This is a genomic window from Leucobacter sp. UT-8R-CII-1-4 (genome assembly GCF_030010235.1).
Classification (GTDB): domain Bacteria; phylum Actinomycetota; class Actinomycetes; order Actinomycetales; family Microbacteriaceae; genus Leucobacter.
Genome location: NZ_JASCRS010000001.1, coordinates 424,220 through 447,788, shown reverse-complemented (window position 1 = coordinate 447,788; position 23,569 = coordinate 424,220). Strand labels below are relative to the sequence as shown.

Here is a 23,569-nt window from a genome sequence, read left to right as displayed (position 1 = left end):
CGGGGGAAGTGTGACTGTAAGAAAAGATCGTTCGCGGTCAAAAACATGGCGAGGAATTCTCGCGGCGATGCTGGGAATCATCGTCGTGTTCGGTGGCCTCGCAGCACCTGCGCAAGCAGCGAACGGCAATGTGGGCGTGACCATCGCGCCGGCCGAATCTTCGGTGCCTTCGGGAATGAACATTCCGTTCGAGGTTTCTTGGCAGTGTGGCGATGTTGCCGCAGTGACCTGTGATGGTGCCTCGCTCATCGTGGAGATTCCGCTCAGCCAGCCCGACGGTCTTGCATTGGCTGTTGAAAGCTACCTGCCAGTTGAGATGGATGGCGTGCAATACCCCGCAACGATCCAAGACGTTGGCGGCAACCGCAAGATTATCTGGACCTTCCCTGCCACCATGGCGCCAGGCAGTGCCGGCACCATCGGATTTGTACTGCGAAGCCAGAACTGGGTGACGCCAAACAATACGACGATTGCGCCAGTGGCGACCTTCAGCACGAGCCTTGGCACAGACACGCGAGTATCTGATCCAGCGACAATCACCTCGGACGCCACCGTCAAAGTGGTGAAGACCAAATCTAGCCCGGCGCTTGAACGGCCGTACCTCGACTCAGAAGTGACCTACAAGATCGAAGCCGGTTTCGCACAGCAATGGGGTACGAGCGGCGGACGCACCGCCTTCATCAACCTCTGCAACGCGGAATCAACTACAGGAATCTGGGCGCTGCAAAACCTGAAACTGATTGACGATCTACCCGCCGGTGCGACCTTTGTGCGCGCCAGCGGTGGCGGCGTGTACAACGCTGCCGCGCACACGGTCACCTGGGACCTCGGTGCTGCGATCACCGCAGCACCTGGAACCGAAAAGGGATACACCTGCAACCGAAACTTTGACGACCCTGTGTTTGTGACCGTGATTTACCCCAAGAGCGTTTTCGAGGGTGACGTCGCAACAGGAAAACTGCAGCGCAACGACGTGCACACCGATGCGCGGGCTTGGCTGCGCCCGAACACTCCGCTGCCAGTGGCGACCTCGTACGCACAGCACCCGCTGCAAGACGGTGGCGATGGCGAATTCACCATGCAAAAGGGCTACGCCTACTCAGAGTCGAATCAACGCAATAGCGAATTTTCCCGCGGCGCGCAGAGCGCCTGGGGCGACTGGGGCAAAGGTTTCCTGTATCGCTTCGACGTAGAAGACAAGAGCCAATTGGTACCGGGCAAGTGGTCACTCACCGACACTCTTCCCTGCGGATTCACTTCGCCCGCAGACAACCGCACCGACTGTGCAACACCCGCGTTTACCGGAATCGCTTTTGGCGCAAACCGTTCAATGTCAGAACTGAATGTGACCTGGAAGACCAACCTCGGTCGCAGCGGTAGCTGCGTGATTCCAGAGGGCTCAGACGTGGGCGATCCGACCATGCGCTTCTGTGAAGGCCTTGGCGAGATGCAAGAAATACCTATGGGAGCAGGGGAGTGGATCACCCAGTTCTCGCTCGACAACAATGACATGAAAGTTGGCACCGACGGTAGCCTCTTTGTGTTCGGCACTGTTTCACGCGATCTGCCAATCGACAACTCGCAAGCAGTTGCGAATGGCGAATATCAGGACCATTTCTATACCCAATCTGGCCTGCGTGCTCCAGGTGTGACCCCTGCTTCAGAGCACCCGCTGTGGCTCACGGTAGAAAACTGCACGGCAGACAACACGATTACCTGGGCTGGCGGCAGTGCTACACAAAATGGTTCGCTCGTAGACCCAGACCACCGCGGTCGCTGCGGCTACTTGCGGATCATTCGCACCCCGCTAGAGATTGAAGCGGAAAAGCGGATCTACAACCCAACTGTCGCGAAAACCATCGTTGATCAGCAGAAGCAGGGCACCTCGCTGCCTGGCAGCATGATGCGAGTTGACATGCTCGCAAAACGAACCGTTTGGGACGGCGCAACGCAACAGCAAATCGACGACGCTCGCTTCACGCCAGTGTTCACCGAAATTCTGCCCGAAAACATGGAATACGCGCCGCTTGACCCGGCGAAGCCGCTGTACCTCAGTCTTGAATCACCGTGGGGAGATGACTACCCAGAATACGGTCGGCCAGAAAGCGCCGTGATCGCGAAGCTCGGTGAACCTCGGGTTACCGTGACACAGCTCACTATCGACGGAAAACAGCGCACACAGATTGTGGTTGATTTTCCGAATGCCCCAGCCGGTGGCGGCCTGCTGATTGCTGACCCTGAATTCGGTGGAATCGGTGACACCCTCAAAGTCGGCTTTGACGTGCGTGTGAAAGCCGGCACCGCAACAGGCAACTATCGCAACTACACGCTGACCCAGGCGAAAGAAGCGAGCAACGAGTACCTGCGCTGTGCGACGCCAAGTGTGCTCGCTGATCCAAAGATTGTGGATCCGGCCACCAACTGGGGAAACCTCGATTTTGATAGCAGCGACGTGCAAGGCCCAAGCGCCGATAGCGGATGCCGTGCCACGAAGCCGTACACAGTGCTTGAAGCCGCAGGTGTAAGCACAGCCAAGCTGGTCAAGGGTACACACGATGCGGAGTACATCCCCTCACCGGGCATTGGCAGCACCGACAAAAATGGTGCGGCCAGCTACCAGGTGCCAGTGCGCAACTCAGGCAACGTGAACATTCGCGACGTAGTTCTGTACGACATCCTGCCACGGGTTGGCGACACAGGAGTGCGTCCGGGCGCAGGTGCGCGCGGATCTGCCTTCAACGTCTTCCTGACCGGCCCTGTTACCGGTGCGCCAAGCGGTGCGGTGGTGCAATACTCCAAGAGTGCAAATCCTTGCCGCGGCGATCTCGCCGGTGACGGCGGTGGCGCGCGCAACTCGGCGCCAGCGGGCTGCACCGATGACTGGTCGAGCGCGACACCAAGCAATTGGGCAGACGTAACTGGATTCCGAGTTGACTTCGGCACGCGAGTTTGGGTTCCGCTTGAGAACTACACTTTGAGCTTCCCAGCCAAAGCTGGCGGCAACGGAGATTTCACCAAGGTTGCTTGGAACAACGTCGCTGTCGCGGGTAATCGTGCTTCTGACGGCAGACCGATGCTGCCAACAGAAGCTCCAAAGGTGGGCCTGCAGCTTTCACCAGATCTATCGTGGCGAAAGGTAGACGGCGCAGACAACAGCACTCTGCTCGCCGGTTCGAAGTGGCGGATCACTCCGGTTGTCGCCGAGGGTGCACAGATGCCAGCGGGTGACTGGCCGCGAGAGATCAGCGACTGTCAAGGCGGCAGTTGCAGCGGCGAAGACCGTGATCCAGCGATTGGAAAGTTCTTGCTCACCGGCATTCCGTGGGGCAGCTATCTGATCGAGGAAATTGAGGCGCCGGCTGGCTACGAAAAGCTCGCTCAGCCGAGAACCATCACGGTTGGCCCTGGTGGACTCAACACCACTGACTGGACCTACGAACTCGGCTCCATTGCGAACTACAAGGCTGGCGTCGACGTGAGCTGGGAGAAGGTCGATCCAAGTCTTGCAAGGCTCTCCGGTTCGGCCTGGGAGCTGGTGCAGGTAGATGCTGCTGGGGTGCCGGTTGCTGGGGGCACGAGGATCGCAATCGCCGATTGTGTTGCCGCCTCTGCCGCTGAGTGCAGCGGAGCCGACACCGATCCAGTAGCCGGCAAGTTCCATCTACGAAACGTGCCGCCGGGCAGCTATCACCTGATTGAAACCCAAGCTCCGGCCGGATTCAAGAAGCTTGACGAGCCAAAACTTGTCACCGTGAACGCTGACACTGCCTTGGTAATTGGCCAGATCAAAAATGAACAGATAGCGGTGCCGCCACTGCCATTCACCGGTGGCATCGGCTCCTACCTGTTCACGATTGGCGGCGGACTCTTCCTCGCGCTCACCCTGGTGTTCGCGATCCGCTCAGGGCGCGCACGCAAAAACATTTAATTCACTTCACACACCTCTGACCATCACGCCGTGATGTGTCAGAACTCATCTGCCGATTGTCGGTAGCTCAGAAAGGAAATCCCTATGTCTCAGAACACTGCAACGCGTCACACGCGTCGCGGTCTCACAGCAGTCGCGGCTCTCGCGATTGGTGCTGCGGGACTGTTTACCGGTGGTTCGGCAGCATTCGCGCAGAACATTGACACCGCAGCAGACGGCTCGTTCACGATTCACAAGTTTGAGAATCCGGGTGGTGGCGCACAGAACCCAGGTGGCACCGGAACGAACCCAACCTCGAAGCCCATCGACGACGTGGTCTTTGAATACTGCTCGATCAACGGTGTAGACCTGCTGAACGGCACAAACACGGGCTGGAACCGTCTTCGTGCGATCACCGCCGACGAACTCGTAGGCGCTCGCACCGGGACCTCGCTGTCAGACCTTACTCTGAGTAACTGCACTGAGCTACCAGCAACTGTTGGCGGTATCGCAAAGAGTGGCCGTCTGCCTCTCGGCGCTTACCTGATCCGTGAAAAGTCGGCTCCGGCACACGTCACCAAGCTCTCTGAGCCATTCGTGGTCACCCTGCCAACCCCTGGTATCAACGGTGCTGCTGGCGATGGCAGCTGGGTGTACGACGTAAACCTGTACCCAAAGAATGACGTCGGTGACACCCCAGTCAAGACCATTCAGAACCAGCCAGGAAACGGCTACCTTGTCGGCTCGGACGTCAGCTACTCGATCTCGCAGCGAGTGCCCGCGGTTGCCAACGATACTTACACCAAGTTCATCGTGAGCGATACCCTTGATCCCCGCCTGAAGGGCAGCAAGGATCCGGTTGTGAGCCTGAACGGTACGCCACTTGCGGCCGGCACCGATTACACCGCAGCCTGGACGACCGGCGACACCCCTGAGCGTTCGACGCTGACCGTCACCCTCACCGGAGCCCTCGCAACCCTGCAGGTTGGTCAGACCGTCAAGGTAGATTTCAGTGCAACCGTAGAGTCACTGGGAAACGGTGAAATCGTCAACCAGGCATTCACGAACGTGAATGACCTCGACCTGGATGGCGATAACGAACCAGGCACGCCGACCAACGAGGTATGGACCCGATGGGGCCAGGTCATGCTGAAGAAGACCAACTCGGCAAACGCTGCTGACGGTCTGCAGGGCGCTGAGTTCCGCGTCTGGATGAGCGAAAAGGAAGCTGATTGCCGTCTCGACAGCGATCTGGCGCCAGTCAACAACGCTGATGGCACTCCATACATCGCAACCTCGGGTGCAAACGGCATCATCAGCATTCCAGGTCTCTGGATTGGTGACGACGAGCTCAACGGCGGCACGAAGGTCAACGGCCTCGGCGTGCGCTGCTACGTGCTCGAAGAAGTCAAGGCACCAAACGGCTTTGTACTGCCAAGCGGCAATGACGCTAAGACCGAGGTCATTGTTCGCCCAGGCGAGGTCACCGCTGTGCCAGTGGGTGGCGAGATTCCTAACAAGCAGCAGGAAGTACCAGGCCTGCCACTGACCGGTGCTGCCGGACAGGTGATCATGGTTGTTGGCGGACTCGCCCTAGTATCGATCGCCGTTGGCTCGGTACTGCTTACTCGCCGTCGTCAGCGCGCCGAGGTATAAGCACAGCACAACTTGTGAGTGCACCGCACTCACACCACAACCCGTCGGCTCGATGAATGATTTTTCGACTCCCCCAACTTCTTGAAATCTTCATTCGTCGGGCCGGCGCTCCCCCAAATAGGAGTGCATCAATATGATCCGCCATGCAGCAGCGCCGGTTTCATCCCCCCGGCGCAAACCAACATTCGCAACCTGGATGGTTGTTGTGTGCTGGATGCTTGGTGTCTCAGTCATGATGTACCCCACAGTGGCTGCTTGGTTCGCGCAAGTGAACCAAGCAGCACTGGTAGGTGTGTACGATCGCGAATTGGCTGACGCAGATCCAGACGTCGCCACCCAGATCAAAGACGCGAATCAGTACAACGAAGCGCTCTCTTCTGGCGCTCTTCTCGAAGCCGGTGCCAATGTGGCCGTTGGCGCGGGCGAATCACAAAATGCTGATCTTGAGTATCGCAAACAGCTTGTAACGCCGAGCGGCGTGATGTCACGCTTGCGTATTCCTTCCATTGGTGTGGACCTCGCGATCGCTCACGGAACCGACGAAGCCACTCTGCTGAAGGGTCTCGGCCATCTCGAAGGCACCTCTTTGCCGGTGGGTGGCACCAGCACTCGATCAGTGATCACCGGGCACCGCGGCCTCGCGAGTGCTCGAATGTTCACAGATCTTGACCGGGTGAAGGTGGGGGACACCTTTACCCTTGAAACCTTCGGAGAGGTGCTGAGCTACCGGGTGCGAGATATCACGGTGGTTGAGCCGGACCAAACCGAAACTCTGCATCAAGAAGCAGGCGAAGACCTGGTAACGCTGATCACCTGCACCCCGCTCGGCGTCAACTCGCACCGGATTTTGGTAACGGGTGAGCGGGTCGATCCAACGCCGGAAACCGATCTGCAAGCCGCTGGAGAAGCGTCAGGCGAACCCGGTTTTCCGTGGTGGACGCTGGCTCTGGGCGGTGCCGCAGTGGTTGCGTTCGGTTATGTTCGATGGTCCACTCGGCCTAGCTCGAACTCGTCATTACCAGGTCGCCGCCGTGACCGTCCATAGTGAACCAGTAGTTTTGGTAGGGCGTGTTGATCGCGAGCTGGACCTTCACCGGCCCCACATTCTTTAGGTAGTTATCGCTCGCTGGATCCTCTACGTGGGTGCGGTCGAGGCTGATATGAGTGTCTGAAAGGTCGTTGACCTGAGCCAGCTTTGCTGCACTTTCTAAACCGGGCCAGATTGCGCGCCAGTCGACTTCTGTAACCGGGAATTGCTGATCAGCGCTCTCGGGTTGAATACTTGCGGGTCCGTTGTGCTGCACCGTACCGCCGCGGTAGATCCAAACGTCGCTCTCGCGTGCGCCATCGCTGACAGGTGCCGTGTAATACACGTATTCGGGTGTGACCAGCACACTGATCGCGTTCGGATGGCCCACCTCGCGAACCAGTGCATCGATTGCGTCGGGAAGGTAGTCTGCTTGCCTAAGGTCAGCTTTGAGCTGGCCATTCGAAAGCGCGTGCACTGTCTGTGTGAGCCCGGCACGGTAGGGCAATACGACAAGAGCCGCAGCAGCGATCGCTACCGCGACATACAACAGCACCCGCAGTGGACGCGTGGCGCGCTTCGTGCTGAGCAGGGGTGTTCTGCGACTGCCGTCATCGCGAAGCCCGCCGGATTCGGGGCTGCGCAGCGGGCCAGCTTGATCTGCGGGCGGCACCTGGATTCCAGCAAACGGGCCGGTAAACGGGTCGTCTGGCAGCAGTGCGATGTCAGGTTTGTCGTCTGCGAGGATCGCAACGGCTTTGTGGGTTCCGGCCTGAATGCTCGGGATCTGAATCAGACCAACGACGAGGCGTAACTGTGTGCGGTAGGCCGCGCCGTTCGCGGGCTGTACCGTGAGCTGCAAATCACACACCGGTTGATCGTTGATCTGGGTGCCGGTCTGCGTGAGCGTGTCGATGCGGGCGACTCCGATGCGGCCGGCCACTCTGGCGGATTCGACCAGTACAGGTGCCGGCAGCGAAATTTTGCCTGTAGTTCGCGCTATGAGCACAAACGTGATGCCAACGATCGTGCAGAAGAGGCCTACCGGAATCGCCCAGCTTGCCGCACCGGGCGGGCCCACTATTGCGGCAACAACTCCGCCGAGTCCGATTCCGATTCCGATGGCAGTCAGTATTCGAAGCACGTGATTTATTTTAACCAGCACTCGGCAAAGTGATTGTTGGGAGCCCCTGTCGTGGGCGCGATTGGCTGCGATCAGGTGCGGGGCGCGATAGCGTTGAACCGTGACTGAGATGCCTGAATTCGAATTGCACACGACGCTCGTGCGCTCAACGTCAAACGAAGTCGAAGGGCAGAACGGCTCGGCGAAAGCCGTCTTTCTGCACGGACTTTTCGGGCGTGGCAAGAACTTCACCCGAATTGCATCGGGGCTGCTGCCGGAAACGCAGAGCCTGCTTGTTGATCTGCCAAATCACGGGCGTTCCGGCTGGACCGAAACGTTCGATTATGCCCAGATGGCCGACATCGTTGCAGATGAGCTGCGGAAAGGCTTCGCTGCTGGCGGTCCGGTCGATGTGATTGGGCACTCGATGGGCGGCAAAGTCGCAATGGTGCTCGCGCTGCGCCACCCCGAGTTGGTGCGAAAGCTTGTGGTGATCGATATTTCGCCGGTTGCTGCGGTTTCTGCTCGCGGTGAGTTCCAGCATTTGCTGGGTTCGCTTTCCGCGCTGGATCTACCGTCGTTTGCGCACCGACCAGAGGTTGACGCTGCCCTCAAAGCGAACATTCCGAACAATGTTGTGCGTGGTTTCTTGCTGCAGAATTTGAAGCACCGAGACGGGAACTATGTGTGGGAACCGAATCTGGCTCTGCTCTATGGCGAGCTTGAAACGGTGATGAGTTTTCCTGAATACACGAGTAGTTTCACAGGGCCAGTGCTGTGGATTCGCGGCGACCGGTCGAACTATGTGACCGAGGCTGATGTGCCTGCCATGCGGGCGCTGTTCCCGAAAACTCGTCGGATGACAGTCCACGGGGCGGGACACTGGGTGCACTCAGAAAAGCCAGAAGAGGTTATTGACGCGCTGCGCAGTTTCTTGCTTGGGGGCTAGCGAGCCAAGACGAGTGCTGTCATTCTCTAGTGAAATTACCGTGCCCGAGCGTAGGGTGAATTCACAAGAGTGTTTAGGAGCCGAAGATGTCCGAGCCAGTCAAGGGCCCAAAATCATATTTTCCTTCAATTGAGGCGAAATATGGCAAATCAATTGACGAGTGGGTTGCCGAATTGCGCGAGGTCGCAGGCAAAAAGCACATGGAGCAGGTGCAGTTTTTGAAAGACCGCGGCATGGGCCACGGTCACGCCAATGCGCTCGTCCATGTGTTCCGGGCAGAGCACGACGGCGCGTAGTCTTTTGGGTGCAAAAGCGGTAGTTCGTTTGCGCTGGATCGTTTCTGCGCTGTGCGGACTCGCTGTGGGTGTAGCCGTCGCACCATTTTTGGGTCTCGCTGCGGCACTCCTTGCTGCTTGGGCAAGCCTTGCACTGATCACCAGTGTGTGGGTACTCATCGAAGTTTGGCCGATGAATGCTCAAGCCACCCAAGCGCACGCAATGGTGGAGGACCCCGGGCGGAAGTTTGCCCGCCTGGTCGCGATTGCTGGCAGCGTAGCGAGCCTTGCCGCGGTGCTGGTGGTGGCGGTTCAGGCGCAGCGTGCTCATGGTGCTGAGTCGTATGTCTTGGCTGGTATCGCGGTGCTCAGCGTGGTGTTTTCTTGGTTGTTGATTCAAACGAATTACATGCTGCACTACGCGAGACTGTATTACCAGGCGGGTGGATTTGGAATTGATTTCAACCAGCAAGAAGCACCGGAATACACCGACTTTGCGTACTTCTCGGTTGGCCTTGGTATGACCTACCAGGTTGCTGATACAAGTGTCACCGCGAACTCAATTCGGCGTGTGGTGATTGCGCAAACCATGCTTGGCTACCTCTTTGGCGCGGGCATTATTGCCACCGCTATCAATCTGATTACGAATCTCGGTTGACCGTGCCGATCATCATTATTGAGACCGAAATTCGAGCAAGCGCAGAGGCCGCATTCGATTTGAGTTTGTCGGTTGACGCGCACTCGGACTCGATGGCGAAATCGAAGGAACGCGCTGTTGCTGGCGTTACGACCGGCGTCATGGGGGCCGGCGATGAGGTCACTTGGCAAGCCACCCACTTTGCTGTGCCGATTCGAATGACAAGTGCAATTACGGAGTACGAGAGACCTCATCGATTTGTCGATGAGCAAACAAAAGGTCCCTTCGCCTACTGGCGTCATGAGCACCGATTTGAGCAAAGCGACGGTAACGTACGAATGACTGACCGCATTGAGTTTGCAGCGCCGTTTGGGGTGCTTGGTCGGTTAGTTGAATCGGTGATTCTCAATCGTTATATGAGCCAATTGATCCGGCAGCGCAATCAGTGGTTGAAATCAGAGCTAGAAGACGGCGCAGAATTGGCTGCTTAGGGTATACAAAGCGGTGACTCTCGGCCTGATTATGTAGTCTGTCAGGGTGAATGACGAAGAACTGCGGGCATTTCTCGACTCGGCAACCGTTGGTGATACCGATGAGAAGCCAGAACCTGAGGTCGAAGCTCCACGCCCAGCTCCTGCTGAGCCAACTGCATCCGAAGCACAGTCAGCCCCTCGCCGAGGTGTGCCAAGCTTCGAGGAACTTATGAAGATGCCTGCGGCCCCTGCAGCTGCCCCGGTCGCTCAGCAGCCGGTCGCTCAGCCAGCTCAGCCACCAGTGCAAGCGCCGCCGGTAGCGCAGCAGCCTGTAGCGCAGCAGCCGGCAGCAACACCGCAGCCGGCAGCCGCCCAGTCACAGGCACCGCAAGTAGCCGCAGATCAAGAGGAACTTGTGCCGCTGATCCTTCCTGGCTTCTCGCCGGAACCGCGTCAGCGCCAAGACCTGCCACCGGTGTTCCGCACCGAGCCTGCCGCTGCACAACCGCAGGCCGCACCCGCGCAGGCGCACGATGATCCCGCGCCAACACAGCCTTTTGACGTGCTTTCAGACCAAGCAGCAGCTGCAGCAGCTCCCGCAGCCGTGACGCCAGCAGCAGCGCCCACCGCACCGACCTTCCCAGTAGCGGCTGCGCCGCGCCAAGCAGCCACCAAGCCAACTGAAACTGCGGCACCAGCCACCGACAACCCATTCGCTCTGCTCTCGGAAGACCTCGTGTCTGCCGAGCCAGAAATTGAATACGGTGATGAATACGAACCGATTGCCGTCACCGGCGGCGAATCACGCAGCCGTAAGGCTCTCCCGTGGATCATTGTTGGTGGGGGCGCGATTATCGCCCTCGTTGCCTCAATCTTTGTGATCAACGGCGTTCGCGCAAACGACAGCACCGAACCGGTCGCTCCGCCGACGACAACGACCGAGCCAGCGCCCACCCCAGAGCCCTCGACAAAGCCCGAGCAACCAGAAGAAACAAAGCCGGTTGATCCAACGACCGCCCCTGTTGTTGACCCGGGCAGCACTTGGACCCTGCGAATCGATCAGTGGGATATGACCGTTGAAGTCTCAGAGAAACTTGGCGGCAGCACCCCTTACACGTTGATTGACGGCAACACGCAAGCCATGTTTGATTCGTTGCCCGTGACCTCTGGCATCTCTGACGCGTGTGCGGTTGCCAAGGCCGAGGGAGCTTGGGGCCTCAAGAAGAACGACGACGGCAAGCTCGAAGTTGTTCGCCCTGAGCCGCGATGCTCGAACCCAGCAGATGCTGCCGTCTACGACACCATTTGGGGTGTGCTCGACTACATGGCAAAGAGCGCAAAGGCCGCCTAAGCCATTGCAGCTGTGGCTGATCCTCGCCAGAAGATAGCGAGGATCAGCCCATGCCGAAGAACTGCGGCCACAGAGCAACCGCCAGCGGGTAGCCCACAAAACTGACGATGTCGAGCAGCAGATGGGCAATGACGAGGGGGAGTGCGCGCCCCCACTTTTGGTATGCCCAGCCAAAAACAAGGCCCATCACCACATTGCCGATAAAGCCACCAAAGCCCTGGTAGAGGTGGTAACTGCCGCGTAGCAGCGCGCTCGCGATGATGGTCGCAACCGGGCCGACACCGAGCCGTTTCATCCGGTCGAAGAAGTACGCCACGACAATCAGTTCTTCGCCGAGCGCAGCTTTGAGCGCCATCAAGATAAGCACCGGAACTGTCCACCAATAGGTGTTCAGCGCAGCAGGCACCACGTTCGCGTTGATTCCGATTTCGCGCGCGAAGATGTAGAACACCAACCCGGGCACACCAATCGCCGCCGCAAGCACAAAACCGAAGGCGCTCTCGCGCGCCCACCAGCCACCGCTCATGCCGGGCAATCTGCCAAGCCCCAGGTTTGCGAGGTGCGGTGGTCGCTGCTGCCACAACAAGTAGGCGACGAGGGCGACGGGTGCGAGACCGAACACAAAGCTGAGCAGCTGGTAGATGAGGTCAAAGACCTCCTGATTGGCCATCGGGCGATTGATGGTCGCCGTCTGAGAGGCGAGGGCGACCTCGCGATTCATCGCCTCAATGATGCTCACGATTGCGCGAACTCCGGCCGCGCCGAAGCTGAGCGCGAGCACGATGCCAAGCTCCCAGCGCAACTGAGCCTTTGACTGAGCACCAAAAGGTGGCAGCGATGCCTTGCGCTCGGTTGCTGTGCCTTGTTCTGGTTCTGCCGGTGATGCGTTCACGCGCCAAGCGTAGCGTCTTCGCCAGAGACAAAGGCTCCTATCGTCCAGCACTGCTCAACGAAATTTGTGCAAATGTCTCGATCCGCTCACGATCCGTCACACCCCTGTCCGACGAGTGCGCAAATGGATAGGCTGTGGGCGTTCCAACAAAGCATCGGCGCTTTCGAACGTCGCTGCTTGTTACTCCAAAGGAGACCAAGAGTGAAAATCTCACGTACTGGCTACGGCGTTCTGGCCTTGGCAACTACAAGTGCTCTGCTGCTCGCAGGCTGCTCATCAAATGGCGATGGTGCATCTTCAGGCGGAGCGATCACCGTTGGCACCACCGATGTGGTGACCGCGCTTGATCCAGCAGGCTCATACGACAACGGTTCGTTTGCCGTGATGACAAATGTGTATCCATTCCTGATGAATCACGTGATCGGCTCGAGCGATGTCGCTCCAGATATCGCCGAATCTGCTGATTTCACCAGCCCTACCGAGTACACGGTGAAGCTCAAGCCAGGCCTCAAGTTCGCAAACGGTAACGACCTCACCAGCTCAGACGTGAAGTTCTCGTTTGACCGTCAGGTTGCGATTGCCGATCCAAGCGGCCCATCGAGCCTGCTTGAGAACCTTGAGAGCGTTGATGCTGTCGACGATGTGACCGTCGTGTTCAACCTGAAGGCTGGCAACGACCAGACCTTCCCGCAGGTGCTCTCGACCCCAGTGGCCCCAATCGTTGACGAAGACGTGTTCCCAGCAGACAAGCTGGCAACCGATGCAGAGATCGTCTCGGGCAAGGCGTTCGCTGGCCAGTACACCCTCGAAGCGTTCGACAAGGGCAACCTTGCTTCGTACAAGGCAAACCCTGACTACCAGGGACTCTGGGGTGCTGCAAAGACCGAGCAAGTGAATGTGAAGTACTTCGCAACCGAGTCGAACCTGAGCCAGGGCATTGAGACGAAGGCAGTCGACGTTGCTTTCCGTTCAATCTCGGCAACTGACACCGAGAAGTTCCGTTCGACTGACGGGCTGAAGGTAGTCGATGGCCCAGGCGGCGCAATTCGCTACATCGTATTCAACTTCGATACGCAGCCATTTGGTGCTCGTACTGCTGAAGCCGATCCGGCAAAGGCACTCGCTGTTCGCCAGGCTGCTGCAGACATGATCGACCGCTCGAAGATCGCTTCGCAGGTGTACAAGGACAGCTTCACCCCGCTGTTCAGCCAGGTTGCGCAGGGCTTCACCGGTGCTACCGAGTCGTTCAAGGAGCTCTACGGTAACGGTGAGGGTGGCCCAGACAGCGCTGCTGCGAAGGCTCGTCTTGAGGCTGCTGGTGTAGCAATGCCAGTGCAGCTGCAGCTGCAGTACAACCCGGATCACTACGGTGACTCGTCTTCTGAAGAATACGCACAGATCAAGGCCCAACTTGAGGCCGATGGTGTGTTCGCTGTTGATCTGCAGTCGACTGAGTGGGGCCAGTACAGTGCTGACTTCCCGAAGGACGCCTACCCTGCCTACCAGCTCGGTTGGTTCCCTGACTTCTCAGATGCAGATAACTTCCTCACCCCGTTCTTCATCGACGGCGGCTTCTTCAACAACCACTACAACAACCCTGAGGTAACCGAGCTGATCAACCAGCAGCGCGTCACCCTTGATCCTGCTGAGCGCACCGCGCTGATCGAGCAGGTGCAGGGCCTCATTGCAAACGACGTACCAACTCTGCCGCTGCTTCAGGGCACGCAGGTAGCGGTCACGACCGATGCAATCGACGGCGTTGTGCTTGACGGATCGTTCAAGTTCCGTCTCGGTACGATCACCAAGAAGTAATTCAATTGCGCGCAGGGAGAAGGCCGGCTGGTCTTCTCCCTGTTCGTCTTTGTGCTTATGACTACTGATACCCCGACGCTCACGCCGGCTCCTGGCGCCAAAAAACGTCGCACTAGCGGCAGTTTTGGCCGCTACGTGCTGTGGCGTGCACTGCTCGTGATCCCCACGGTGTTCATCCTTGTCACCATGGTATTCATCTTGATGCGTACCATTGGTGACCCGATCACCGCATCCATCGGCGGAAAACTCCCGCCAGACGAAATCGCAAAACGTATTCACGAAGCTGGTTATGACCGGCCAGTGATCGTGCAGTATTTCGAATACCTTGGTCAGATTTTCACTGGCAACTTCGGCACCACAATCAGCGACCACCGCCCGGTGACAGAGGTGCTGCTCACCTTTGGTTCGGCGACGCTAGAGCTCGCCTTCTTCACGCTGATTGTTGCGTTTATCGTTGGCATTCCGCTTGGAATGTTGGCTGCGTACTACCGTGATCGTGGACCAGACGCAGCGCTGCGTATCTTCGCAATTTTCACCTATGCCACTCCCGTGTTTTTCTCGGGCTTGCTGATGAAGCTGATTTTCGGTGTGTGGCTTGGCTGGTTGCCAACCAGCGGTCGCGCCTCAATCGGTACCGAACTGCAAATACAGATGTTGCCAAACCCGTCAGGCTTCTACCTGATTGATGCGTTCCGCCTCGGTAGTGCCGAAGCTGTTGGCGACGTGCTGATGCACGCAATTTTGCCGGCTCTCACGCTGGGACTTATGACTGCCGGAGTCTTCTTGCGCTTGGTCCGCACCAATATGATCGGCACGCTCGGCCAAGAGTACGTCGATTCGGGTCGCTCGCGCGGAGTGAGCGAGTATCGACTGGTCACCAAGCACGCATACCGGCCGGCCCTTATTCCGATCGTCACTGTGATTGGAATGCAGATTGCGCTGCTACTTGCCGGTGCCGTGCTCACCGAGACAACCTTCGAATGGAAGGGGCTCGGTTTCCAACTTGCTCATTATCTAAGCGCGCGCGATTTTATTGCGGTGCAGGGCATTGTGGCACTGCTCGCGGTGATTGTTGCCATTAGCAACTTCATCGTCGACATGCTTGCCGCTGTGATTGATCCGCGAGTGAGGTACTAACGTGTCAAAACCTAATACTTCGACAGTAGCTATCGCGCTTCGCGGCGGCTTCAACGCTGGATCACCCGACGCCGAACCGCGCGGCTGGCGGGCGTGGCCACTGATTAGTCAATTGCGCCAATCTGTTGGCCTGCAGCGAGGCATGCTGATCGCCGGTCTCAGTCTGATTGTGCTCTTTGTGCTGATGGCAATTTTTGCTCCGCTGATTGCCCCGTACGAGTTCAACCAGTTGTCGGGCCCCGACGGTGATTTCGGTTCACGTTCGGCTCCGTCCGCCGCGCATCCATTTGGCACGACGGTCGCAGGCTACGACGTGCTTTCGCGTGTTATCTGGGGCTCTCGTACCGCGCTCTTGGTGATCGTGATTGCTGTGGTGAGTTCGATCTTCCTCGGCTCGCTGCTTGGCCTGATCTCTGGTTATCTCGGCGGCTGGGTTGATCGGGTGTTCGTGATGATTGCTGATGCAATTTATGCCTTCCCATCTCTGTTGCTCGCCATTGTGATGTCAATCATGATTTCTGGCGGCCAATCTAGCCTTTGGGGTGGTATCTGGTCGGCAGCGCTCTCGATTACCGTGGTGTTCATTCCGCAGTATTTGCGTGTTGTGCGCAGCGAAGTGATCCGTGTGAAATCGGAGGCATTCGTTGAGTCGGCCCGTGTCATTGGAGCGTCGCACTGGCGCATCATGTTCCAGCACGTGTTCCGCAACTCAACCAGGTCACTACCGTTGGTATTCACGCTGAACGCTTCCGAAGCAATTCTGACCCTGGCAGGGCTTGGCTTTTTGGGATTCGGTATTGAGCCGAACTCGGCTGCTGAGTGGGGGTACGACCTCAACAAGGCTGTTGCCGATGTCACCAGCGGAATCTGGTGGACTGCGCTCTGGCCGGGTCTTGCGATTGTGCTGATCGTGACCGGTCTGACTCTGACCGGTGAGAGTCTGAACGATCTTTCCGATCCTCGTCTTCGGCTGCGCAAACGGGCAAAAGTGGGGAGCGGTCGAGTCAGCTCCACCTCTGTGCCCAGCGCTCCCGATACTCCCGAACAGGAGGGCACACGATGAATCACGTGCTCGATATTCGTGACCTTGAAGTCACCTTTTCCACTGACCGCGGACCGGTCAAAGCCGTTGACCAGGTTTCGCTTGAGGTCGCCCCAAAGAGTGTGCTTGCCGTGGTCGGCGAGTCCGGCTCAGGCAAAACGGTGACCGCAAAAACAGTGCTCGGTCTCTTACCTGAGACGGCAGTAACGCGGGGCGTTGTGCTGCTCTCCAACCGCGCAAACGGTGAGGCGCACGATATTCTCAGTCTCAGCCCTGCGCAGCTTCGTGCCGTACGCGGACGCGACGTTGCAATGGTGTTTCAAGAGGCATCAACAGCGTTGAACCCGGTGTACCCGGTTGGGTGGCAGATCGCTGAGGGGCTGCGAGCGCACCAGAAGATCAGCAAGAAAGAGGCGCGAGTTCAAGCAATTGACATGCTGCGCAAGGTCGGAATCCCCGAACCTGAGGCGCGGGTAGATTCCTATCCGCACCAACTCTCTGGCGGCCAGAAGCAACGCGTAGTCATCGCGATGGCGCTATCGCTGAATCCCGGACTCATCGTGGCCGACGAGCCGACGACTGCGCTTGACGTCACCGTGCAAGCAGAGATCCTTGATCTGCTGCGGCAGTGCCGCGACGAGTTTGGTGCGTCGATCATGCTGATCACCCACAACATGGGTGTGGTGGCAGACCTCGCCGATGAGGTTGCGGTGATGTATCAGGGCAAAGTCGTTGAGCGATCCTCTGCCACCGAACTCTTCTCTTCGCCGCGCGAGGCTTACACCCGAGACCTGCTCGCTGCGGTGCCGAAGCTGGGCGGGGAGGGGCGTGCCCGAGCCAAAACGCGTGCTGAAGAGCGAGCTGCACGGCCGGCGACCCCGCCTCTTGTGCAGGCTAGAGGCCTCGAGATTGAGTACCCCGGCAGGCTCGGCAAGCCTGGCTTCAAAGCGATTCAGGGCATCGATTTCGAAATCGGCGCTGGCGAGGTGCTTGGGCTTGTTGGTGAATCTGGTTCGGGTAAATCGACGATCGGGCGGGCAATCGCGGGTCTTACCCCGGTGAGTGCCGGTTCGCTGAGTGTGCTCGGTGTCGAGATGCTTGGTTTCAAAGAACGAAAGTTCCGTTCGGTGCGGCGCGATATCGGCTTTGTGTTCCAGGATCCAGCGACAAGCTTTAATCCGCGCTTCACTATTGCCGAGTGTGTCGCTGAGCCACTGATTGTGCACGGTGTTGTCAGAAGCGTTGACGAGGCAAAAACTCGAGTAGACGAATTGCTTGAAGCGGTGCAATTGCCGGCTAGCTATGGCAACCGTTACCCGCATGAGCTTTCCGGTGGTCAACGTCAGCGTGCTTCGTTGGCGCGTGGGCTCGCACTTGACCCGAAATTGCTCATTGCAGACGAGCCAACCAGTGCGCTCGATGTGTCGGTGCAAGCAAGGGTGCTCGAACTTTTCGCCGAGTTGCAGCGAGAGCTCGGCTTCGCTTCGCTCTTTATTACTCACGACCTCGCCGTTGTTGATGCGCTGGCCGATCGGGTCGGCGTGTTGCTGCGGGGAGAGCTCGTTGAAGTGGGCACAAGTGAGCAGGTGCTTGGCTCACCTGAGCACCCGTACACTCAGCGATTGTTGGCCTCGTTGCCGGTTCCAGACCCGGCTGAACAGGCTATTCGTAGAGAGCTCTGGCGAAACGCGGTTTCAGGGTAGTTGATACTCGACTATCTGCCCGCGCGCGTATTGTCACGATTCTGTTGCGTCTGCACAATTGGCGCGAGACAGATGTACCGGAAAAGCTAGGCTAAGTGTGTTTGATTCCATCTCCACGACACCAAGAATTCAGTTTTCTTGGGGCAAGTGGAAAAACAAGGAGGAAGATCAGTGAAGCGATCACGGGTCGGTCTGGGCTTTATCGCCCTCGCCGCTGCGGGTTCCCTGGCTCTCGCCGGTTGCGCATCGGGCAACAATGGCGACAGCGGCGGAGCTGGCAATGGCATTATCACCGTTAATGCAACCGAGCCCCAGAAGGGCCTCATTCCTGCCGATACCACCGAGGTTGGTGGCGGCAAGGTTGTTGACGCTATGTGGGAAGGTCTCGTCTACTACGCTGCAGACGGATCATCGCAGATGGGTGTTGCAGAGTCGATCGAATCTGAAGACGGCACTACTTGGACTGTGAAGCTGCGCGACGACGCTGTGTTCAGCGACGGTACCAAGGTTCTGGCTCACAACTTCGTTGACGCGTGGAACTACGCGGCAAACGTTGAGAACGCACTGGGCAACCAGGCATTCTTCGCAGACATTGAGGGCTTCAACGAGACCGATCCAAACCCGGCAATGTCGGGTCTGGTCGTTGTTGATGACCTTACCTTCACCATCAAGGCAACCCCGGACTTCCCGGACCGCCTTGGCTACTCGGCGTACTACCCGCTGCCAGATGTTGCTTTCGAGGACATGAAGGCATTCGGCCAGAACCCAGTTGGCAACGGTCTCTACAAGTTTGCAAGCGACAACGCTTGGAAGCACGATGAGTCGATCAGCCTGGTGAAGAACGACACTTACGTCGGTCCTCGCGAGGTCAAGAACGAGGGCATCGAGTTCAAGGTATACGCAACGCTTGACGCTGCTTACACCGACCTGCTCGCAAACAACCTCGACGTGCTCGACCAGATTCCAGACACTTCATTCGGTGTCTTCCAGAAGGAACTGGGCGATCGTGCGATCAACCAGGCTGGCGCGCTCATCACCACGCTGACCATCTCGGAGAACCTCGAGCACTTCACCGGTGAAGAGGGCAAGCTCCGTCGTGCAGCTCTGTCGATGGCAACTGACCGCGACGAGATCATCGACGTGATCTTCGAGGGCACCAACGTTGCTGCGAAGGACTTCACTTCGCCAGTTGTTGATGGCTACAAGGAAGACCTGAAGGGTGTCGAGAAGCTCTCGTTCAACCCTGAAGAGGCAAAGAAGCTGTGGGCTGAGGCCGACGCTATCAGCCCATTCGAGGGCACCCTTGAGGTTGCAACCAACTCGGACGGCCCACACCAGGTCTGGATCGAAGCTGTTGCAAACCAGTGGTCGAACAACCTCGGTATCACCGCAGCTCCAAAGCTGTACCCAACCTTTGCTGCATTCCTCGACGATCGTGAGAATGACGTAGTTGGCGGGCCATTCCGTTCGGGCTGGCAGGCTGACTACCCAGGTGCGTACAACTTCCTGCAGCCTCTGTACTCGACCGGCGCAAGCTCGAACCACGGTTTCTACGCAAACCCAGCATTCGACACGCTGCTCACCGAAGCTGTACAGACCAGCGATCACGATGAGTCGATCGCGAAGCTCCAGGCAGCTCAGGAGATCCTCCTCGAGGACATGCCATCGATCCCACTCTGGTACCAGGGTGCGACCGGCGGCCACAGCGAGGGCGTTTCGAACGTCGCCTTTGGCTGGAACTCAGTGCCGATCTTCAACGAGATCGTCAAGAAGTAATTTACTTCTTCAAGGCCCCGGGTGTCACCGCTCGGGGCCTTGCCCCGTTTGCTGACGTGATCCGTCACAACGCGGGGTTCCAACCCCCGCACCGCACCTGACACAGCGGTCAAGGTGCGTGCGCTCCAAAAGTGCGAGAGAATACGCAACATGTTTACTCATTCAGTGCAGGGGAGGAGTAGCTCTTGTTGAGATACATCCTTTTCCGGGTACTTCAAGTGGTTCCAGTCCTGCTGGGCACCACCTTCCTTATTTACTTCATGGTGTTTGCCATGCCAGGCGACCCTATCGCCGCGATGTTCGGCGATAAGCAGCCGAGCGCAGCAGTGCTTGAGCGGGTTCGCGAGCAGTATCACCTTGATCAGCCGTTCATCATTCAGTACCTGCTGTACTTGAAGGGCATTTTCGTCGGCGACTTTGGCATCAGCTTCTCTGGTGAACCGGTTTCGCAGATCCTTTCTCGAACCTTCCCTGTCACGATCAAGCTCGCTGCGATGGCGATTGCCATTGAGCTCGTGCTTGCTATCGTGATCGGCCTCTTCTCGGGCCTGCGCAAGGGCAAGTTGTTCGACAACATCAACCTGATCATCGGTCTGCTCTTCATGAGTATCCCAATCTTCGTGATCGCGTTCATCGCTCAGTTCGGTCTCGGCCTCAAACTTGGCTGGTTTAAGCCGACAGTGGGTGCCGGAGCTCCCGTGCAAGACCTGCTGTTGCCGGCGATCGTGCTGGGTATCAGTCTGTACGCCACGAGTATGCGACTCACTCGTGCGTCTGTGATCGACACGTTGAACCAGGACTTTGTTCGTACTGCCTATGCAAAGGGCCTCAGCCGCAGCCGCGTTGTTCCCGTACACGTGCTGCGTAACTCGCTGATCCCGACGATCACTAACACCGCCACCGATTTCGGCATCCTGATGGTTGGCGCAACGGTGACCGAGGGTATCTTCAACGTTCCTGGCGTCGGTAACGTGCTCTTTAACGCCATCCTGAAGGGTGAGAACGCGACTGTTGTTTCGTTCGTGACCATCATGGTGCTTATTTACCTCGGCGTGAACCTGGTCGTTGACCTGCTCTATGCCGTACTCGATCCGAGGATTCGTTATGCCTGAGTCGACTGAACCAAAGAACGTGAGCGAGAACCTCGGTTCCGCTCGGATCCCGCACTTCGTCGCCTCATTTGAGGAGACCCCTGTCGCCGCTGTTGATGCGGTGCAGGTCAAGGAGAAGAAGTCCAACCTCTGGCTTGATGCTTGGCGCGATATGCGCAGCCGGCCAATGTTCTGGATCTCTGCCGCAATTATTCTCGTGGTGGCTCTTGTCGCGTTGTTCCCAGGCTGGTTTACCCAGGTGGATCCCCGTGCCTGCTCGCTTACGAACTCGAATGGGGCGCCAGGCGTTGGCCACCCACTCGGGTACAACAAGCAGGGCTGTGATGTTTACTCACGCATTCTGTACGGTACCTCTACCTCGGTCTCGGTTGGCCTGATTGTTGTCTTCATCACCTTTGTTGTGGGCACGATTATGGGTGCCCTCGCAGGCTTCTTCGGTGGCGTTGTTGACACCGTGCTTTCGCGCGCTGGTGACATCTTCTTCTCGATTCCTTACATCCTCGCGGCTGTTGTCGTGATGAGCGTGATGTCGGAGCACCGTAATCCGCTGGTGATTGCATTCGCGATTGGTGGCTTCTCTTGGCCGATCACTGCGAGAATCGTGCGAAGTGAAATTCTTCGAGTGAAGAACGCCGACTTCGTTATGGCGGCTGAGTCGCTTGGGCTTTCACGATTCTCAACACTGGTGCGTCACGTGTTGCCAAACGCGATGGCGCCTGCGATCGTTGTGACCACGCTGTCGCTGTCTTCGGCGATTGTGGCTGAGGCTACTCTTTCGTTCCTCGGCGTCGGTTTGCCTCCGGGAGAATTCATCAGTTGGGGTAACGACATTAGCTCGGCGCAGCTTTCACTGCGTACGGATCCAATGCCGCTGATTTACCCATCGCTCGCGCTGACTGTTACCGTGCTTGGTTTTATCTTGCTTGGTGAAGTTGTTCGCGATGCACTCGATCCGAAAGCGAGGGCACGTCGATGAGCGAACGTAAGCCACTGCTCAGTGTTCGTGACCTGAAGGTTGCGTTCAAGACTGACAAGAATTACAAGCAGGTGCTGCACGGAGTTGACCTTGAGGTTTTCCCGGGCGAAACCGTAGCAATTGTGGGCGAGTCAGGTTCTGGCAAGTCCACGATGATGCATGCCGTGATTAACCTGCTGCCAGGCACCGGAAAGATCACCGATGGATCGGTGAACTGGAACGGTACGGAGCTGGTGGGCATCGGCCGTCGTGCAATGGAGACGATCCGTGGTCGCGAGATTGGTCTTGTTCCGCAAGATCCAATGTCGAACCTGAACCCTGTGTGGTCGGTCGGATTCCAGGTCGAAGAAGCTATCAAAGCGAATGGTGTCGCGAAGTCTCGTGCCGAGGTGAAGAAGCGCGCCGTTGAGGTGCTGGAGCAGGCTGGTCTGCAAGACGCCGAAAAGCGTATGCGTCAGTATCCGCACCAGTTCTCTGGTGGTATGAAGCAGCGTGCTCTGATCGGTATCGGTCTTTCGGCGAACCCGCAGCTGCTGATTGCTGACGAGCCAACTTCGGCTCTTGATGTGACGGTGCAGCGGGTGGTGCTTGATCATCTCGCAAAGCTGACCGGCGAAATGGGTACGGCGGTAGTCTTCATCACCCACGACCTTGGCCTTGCTGCCGAGCGTGCTGAGAAGCTCGTTGTGATGTACCGAGGCAACATTGTTGAATCGGGCCCAAGTCGCGAGATTCTGCAGAACCCACAGCACCCGTACACCAAGCGATTGGTTTCGGCTGCGCCAAGCCTCGCGTCTCGTCGCATTGGCAGCACTGCTGATTTGCCTGCTGCACCAACCTCGTCATTTGACGTTTCTGATTTGGTGCGTGCAGACGAAAACGCCAAGGGCGCGCCGGTGATCGAGGTCGAGGGGCTCCGCAAGGTCTATAAGCTGCGCAAGGGCAACTTTGGTAGCGAAGATTTTGTCGCGGTCAACGACGCGACTTTCTCGATTCGTCGCGGTGAAACCATGGCGCTTGTTGGTGAGTCAGGTTCTGGCAAGTCAACAATTGCCAAGATGGTGCTGCAGCTTGAGAAGCCGACCGCGGGTACGATCCGTATCGACGGTAAAGACACCTCAAAGCTCAGTGGTAGCGAACTCTTTAAGTTGCGTAGCAAGCTGCAGCCGGTCTTCCAAGACCCCTACGGTTCGCTTGATCCGCTCGTGAACATTGGCAATACCATCATGGAGCCGCTGAACATTCACAACATTGGGGATCGGGCCAGCCGACGTGAGCGCGTGCTTGAGCTGCTTGATCAGGTGGCGCTGCCGCGTGAGCTTGCGACTCGCTACCCGAATGAGCTTTCGGGTGGTCAACGTCAGCGTGTGGCGGTAGCTCGTGGTCTCGCACTGAAGCCAGAGATTCTGGTGCTTGACGAGGCTGTTTCGGCGCTTGACGTGCTGGTGCAGGCACAGATCCTTGATCTGCTTGCCGAGCTGCAGCGCGATCTTGGCCTGACCTACCTCTTCATTACGCACGATCTCGCTGTGGTGCGTTTGATCGCTGACCGTGTCTGTGTGATGCAACAGGGCAAGATCGTCGAGCAGGCGACGACTGATGAGGTGTTTGAGAACCCTCAGCAGCAGTACACCCGCAATCTGCTTGACGCTATCCCCGGTCGAAGCATCGAACTCGCGAAGTAATCGCTGGATCAAGATGTGGGGGTGCAGTTCAAATGA

The 23,569-nt window shown here is 57.9% G+C and carries 18 protein-coding genes; 16 read left to right on the top strand and 2 right to left on the bottom strand.

Annotated features, from left to right (window positions below; genetic code table 11):
• Nucleotides 1–10 precede the first annotated feature (10 nt).
• From QBL02_RS01960 to QBL02_RS01950, 3 genes are all read left to right on the top strand, one after another.
• Nucleotides 11–3,928, top strand: a complete 3,918-nt coding sequence (locus tag QBL02_RS01960; protein ID WP_282724669.1) for a SpaA isopeptide-forming pilin-related protein — start codon at nt 11–13, stop codon at nt 3,926–3,928.
• A gap of 84 nt (nt 3,929–4,012) precedes the next feature.
• Nucleotides 4,013–5,563 (top strand): SpaH/EbpB family LPXTG-anchored major pilin, encoded by a 1,551-nt coding sequence (locus QBL02_RS01955; protein ID WP_282724668.1) that lies wholly within the window; start codon nt 4,013–4,015, stop codon nt 5,561–5,563.
• Between the two features lie 133 nt (nt 5,564–5,696).
• Nucleotides 5,697–6,608 (top strand): class C sortase, encoded by a 912-nt coding sequence (locus QBL02_RS01950; protein WP_282724667.1) that lies wholly within the window; start codon nt 5,697–5,699, stop codon nt 6,606–6,608.
• Here QBL02_RS01950 and QBL02_RS01945 read toward each other — a convergent pair.
• A complete protein-coding gene (locus QBL02_RS01945) occupies nt 6,562–7,734 on the bottom strand; it encodes a hypothetical protein (protein ID WP_282724666.1) in 1,173 nt (390 codons plus the stop codon). The two genes, QBL02_RS01950 and QBL02_RS01945, sit on opposite strands and share 47 nt — an antisense overlap.
• A gap of 100 nt (nt 7,735–7,834) precedes the next feature.
• Between QBL02_RS01945 and QBL02_RS01940 the strand changes: the two genes are divergently transcribed.
• The 5 genes from QBL02_RS01940 (at nt 7,835) to QBL02_RS01920 (ending at nt 11,398) form a co-directional block, all read left to right on the top strand.
• Nucleotides 7,835–8,662 carry an alpha/beta fold hydrolase gene (locus QBL02_RS01940; protein ID WP_282724665.1) on the top strand — a complete coding sequence of 276 codons (828 nt, stop codon included), beginning with the start codon at nt 7,835–7,837 and terminating at the stop codon, nt 8,660–8,662.
• Between the two features lie 86 nt (nt 8,663–8,748).
• A complete protein-coding gene (locus QBL02_RS01935; RefSeq protein WP_282724664.1) occupies nt 8,749–8,958 on the top strand; it encodes a DUF4287 domain-containing protein in 210 nt (69 codons plus the stop codon).
• 4 nt (nt 8,959–8,962) lie between these two features.
• Nucleotides 8,963–9,595, top strand: a complete 633-nt coding sequence (locus tag QBL02_RS01930) for a DUF1345 domain-containing protein (protein ID WP_282724663.1) — start codon at nt 8,963–8,965, stop codon at nt 9,593–9,595.
• A 2-nt stretch (nt 9,596–9,597) separates the two neighbouring features.
• On the top strand, nt 9,598–10,065 hold the full coding sequence (locus QBL02_RS01925) for an SRPBCC family protein (RefSeq protein WP_282725262.1): 468 nt from the start codon (nt 9,598–9,600) through the stop codon (nt 10,063–10,065).
• A 46-nt stretch (nt 10,066–10,111) separates the two neighbouring features.
• Complete coding sequence (locus QBL02_RS01920) at nt 10,112–11,398, top strand: hypothetical protein (RefSeq protein WP_282724662.1); 1,287 nt, start codon at nt 10,112–10,114, stop codon at nt 11,396–11,398.
• A gap of 43 nt (nt 11,399–11,441) precedes the next feature.
• On the opposite strand, the gene QBL02_RS01915 is transcribed toward QBL02_RS01920, so the two are convergent.
• On the bottom strand, nt 11,442–12,233 hold the full coding sequence (locus QBL02_RS01915; RefSeq protein ID WP_282725261.1) for a CPBP family intramembrane glutamic endopeptidase: 792 nt from the start codon (nt 12,231–12,233) through the stop codon (nt 11,442–11,444).
• Between the two features lie 258 nt (nt 12,234–12,491).
• Here QBL02_RS01915 and QBL02_RS01910 point away from each other — a divergent pair, with 258 nt between their 5' ends.
• The 8 genes from QBL02_RS01910 to QBL02_RS01875 all read left to right on the top strand — a co-directional run bounded on the left by QBL02_RS01910 (nt 12,492) and on the right by QBL02_RS01875 (nt 23,533).
• On the top strand, nt 12,492–14,102 hold the full coding sequence (locus QBL02_RS01910) for an ABC transporter substrate-binding protein (RefSeq protein ID WP_282724661.1): 1,611 nt from the start codon (nt 12,492–12,494) through the stop codon (nt 14,100–14,102).
• A gap of 57 nt (nt 14,103–14,159) precedes the next feature.
• Nucleotides 14,160–15,239, top strand: coding sequence for an ABC transporter permease (locus tag QBL02_RS01905; protein ID WP_282724660.1), 1,080 nt, complete (start codon nt 14,160–14,162; stop codon nt 15,237–15,239).
• Nucleotides 15,240–15,339: 100 nt separating this feature from the next.
• A complete protein-coding gene (locus QBL02_RS01900) occupies nt 15,340–16,302 on the top strand; it encodes an ABC transporter permease (RefSeq protein WP_282725260.1) in 963 nt (320 codons plus the stop codon).
• Nucleotides 16,299–17,984 (top strand): ABC transporter ATP-binding protein, encoded by a 1,686-nt coding sequence (locus tag QBL02_RS01895; protein WP_282724659.1) that lies wholly within the window; start codon nt 16,299–16,301, stop codon nt 17,982–17,984. The genes QBL02_RS01900 and QBL02_RS01895 overlap by 4 nt, the downstream gene beginning before the upstream one ends.
• A 171-nt stretch (nt 17,985–18,155) precedes the next feature.
• Nucleotides 18,156–19,760: an ABC transporter substrate-binding protein gene (locus QBL02_RS01890; RefSeq protein WP_282724658.1), complete on the top strand. Its 1,605-nt coding sequence runs from the start codon at nt 18,156–18,158 to the stop codon at nt 19,758–19,760.
• 185 nt (nt 19,761–19,945) lie between these two features.
• The gene (locus QBL02_RS01885; RefSeq protein WP_282724657.1) at nt 19,946–20,872 is read left to right on the top strand and encodes an ABC transporter permease; all 927 of its coding nucleotides are present in this window, start codon (nt 19,946–19,948) and stop codon (nt 20,870–20,872) included.
• The gene (locus tag QBL02_RS01880; RefSeq protein WP_282724656.1) at nt 20,865–21,848 is read left to right on the top strand and encodes an ABC transporter permease; all 984 of its coding nucleotides are present in this window, start codon (nt 20,865–20,867) and stop codon (nt 21,846–21,848) included. The genes QBL02_RS01885 and QBL02_RS01880 overlap by 8 nt, the downstream gene beginning before the upstream one ends.
• Complete coding sequence (locus QBL02_RS01875) at nt 21,845–23,533, top strand: ABC transporter ATP-binding protein (protein ID WP_282724655.1); 1,689 nt, start codon at nt 21,845–21,847, stop codon at nt 23,531–23,533. Before QBL02_RS01880 ends, QBL02_RS01875 begins: the two co-directional genes overlap by 4 nt.
• Nucleotides 23,534–23,569: the final 36 nt, after the last annotated feature.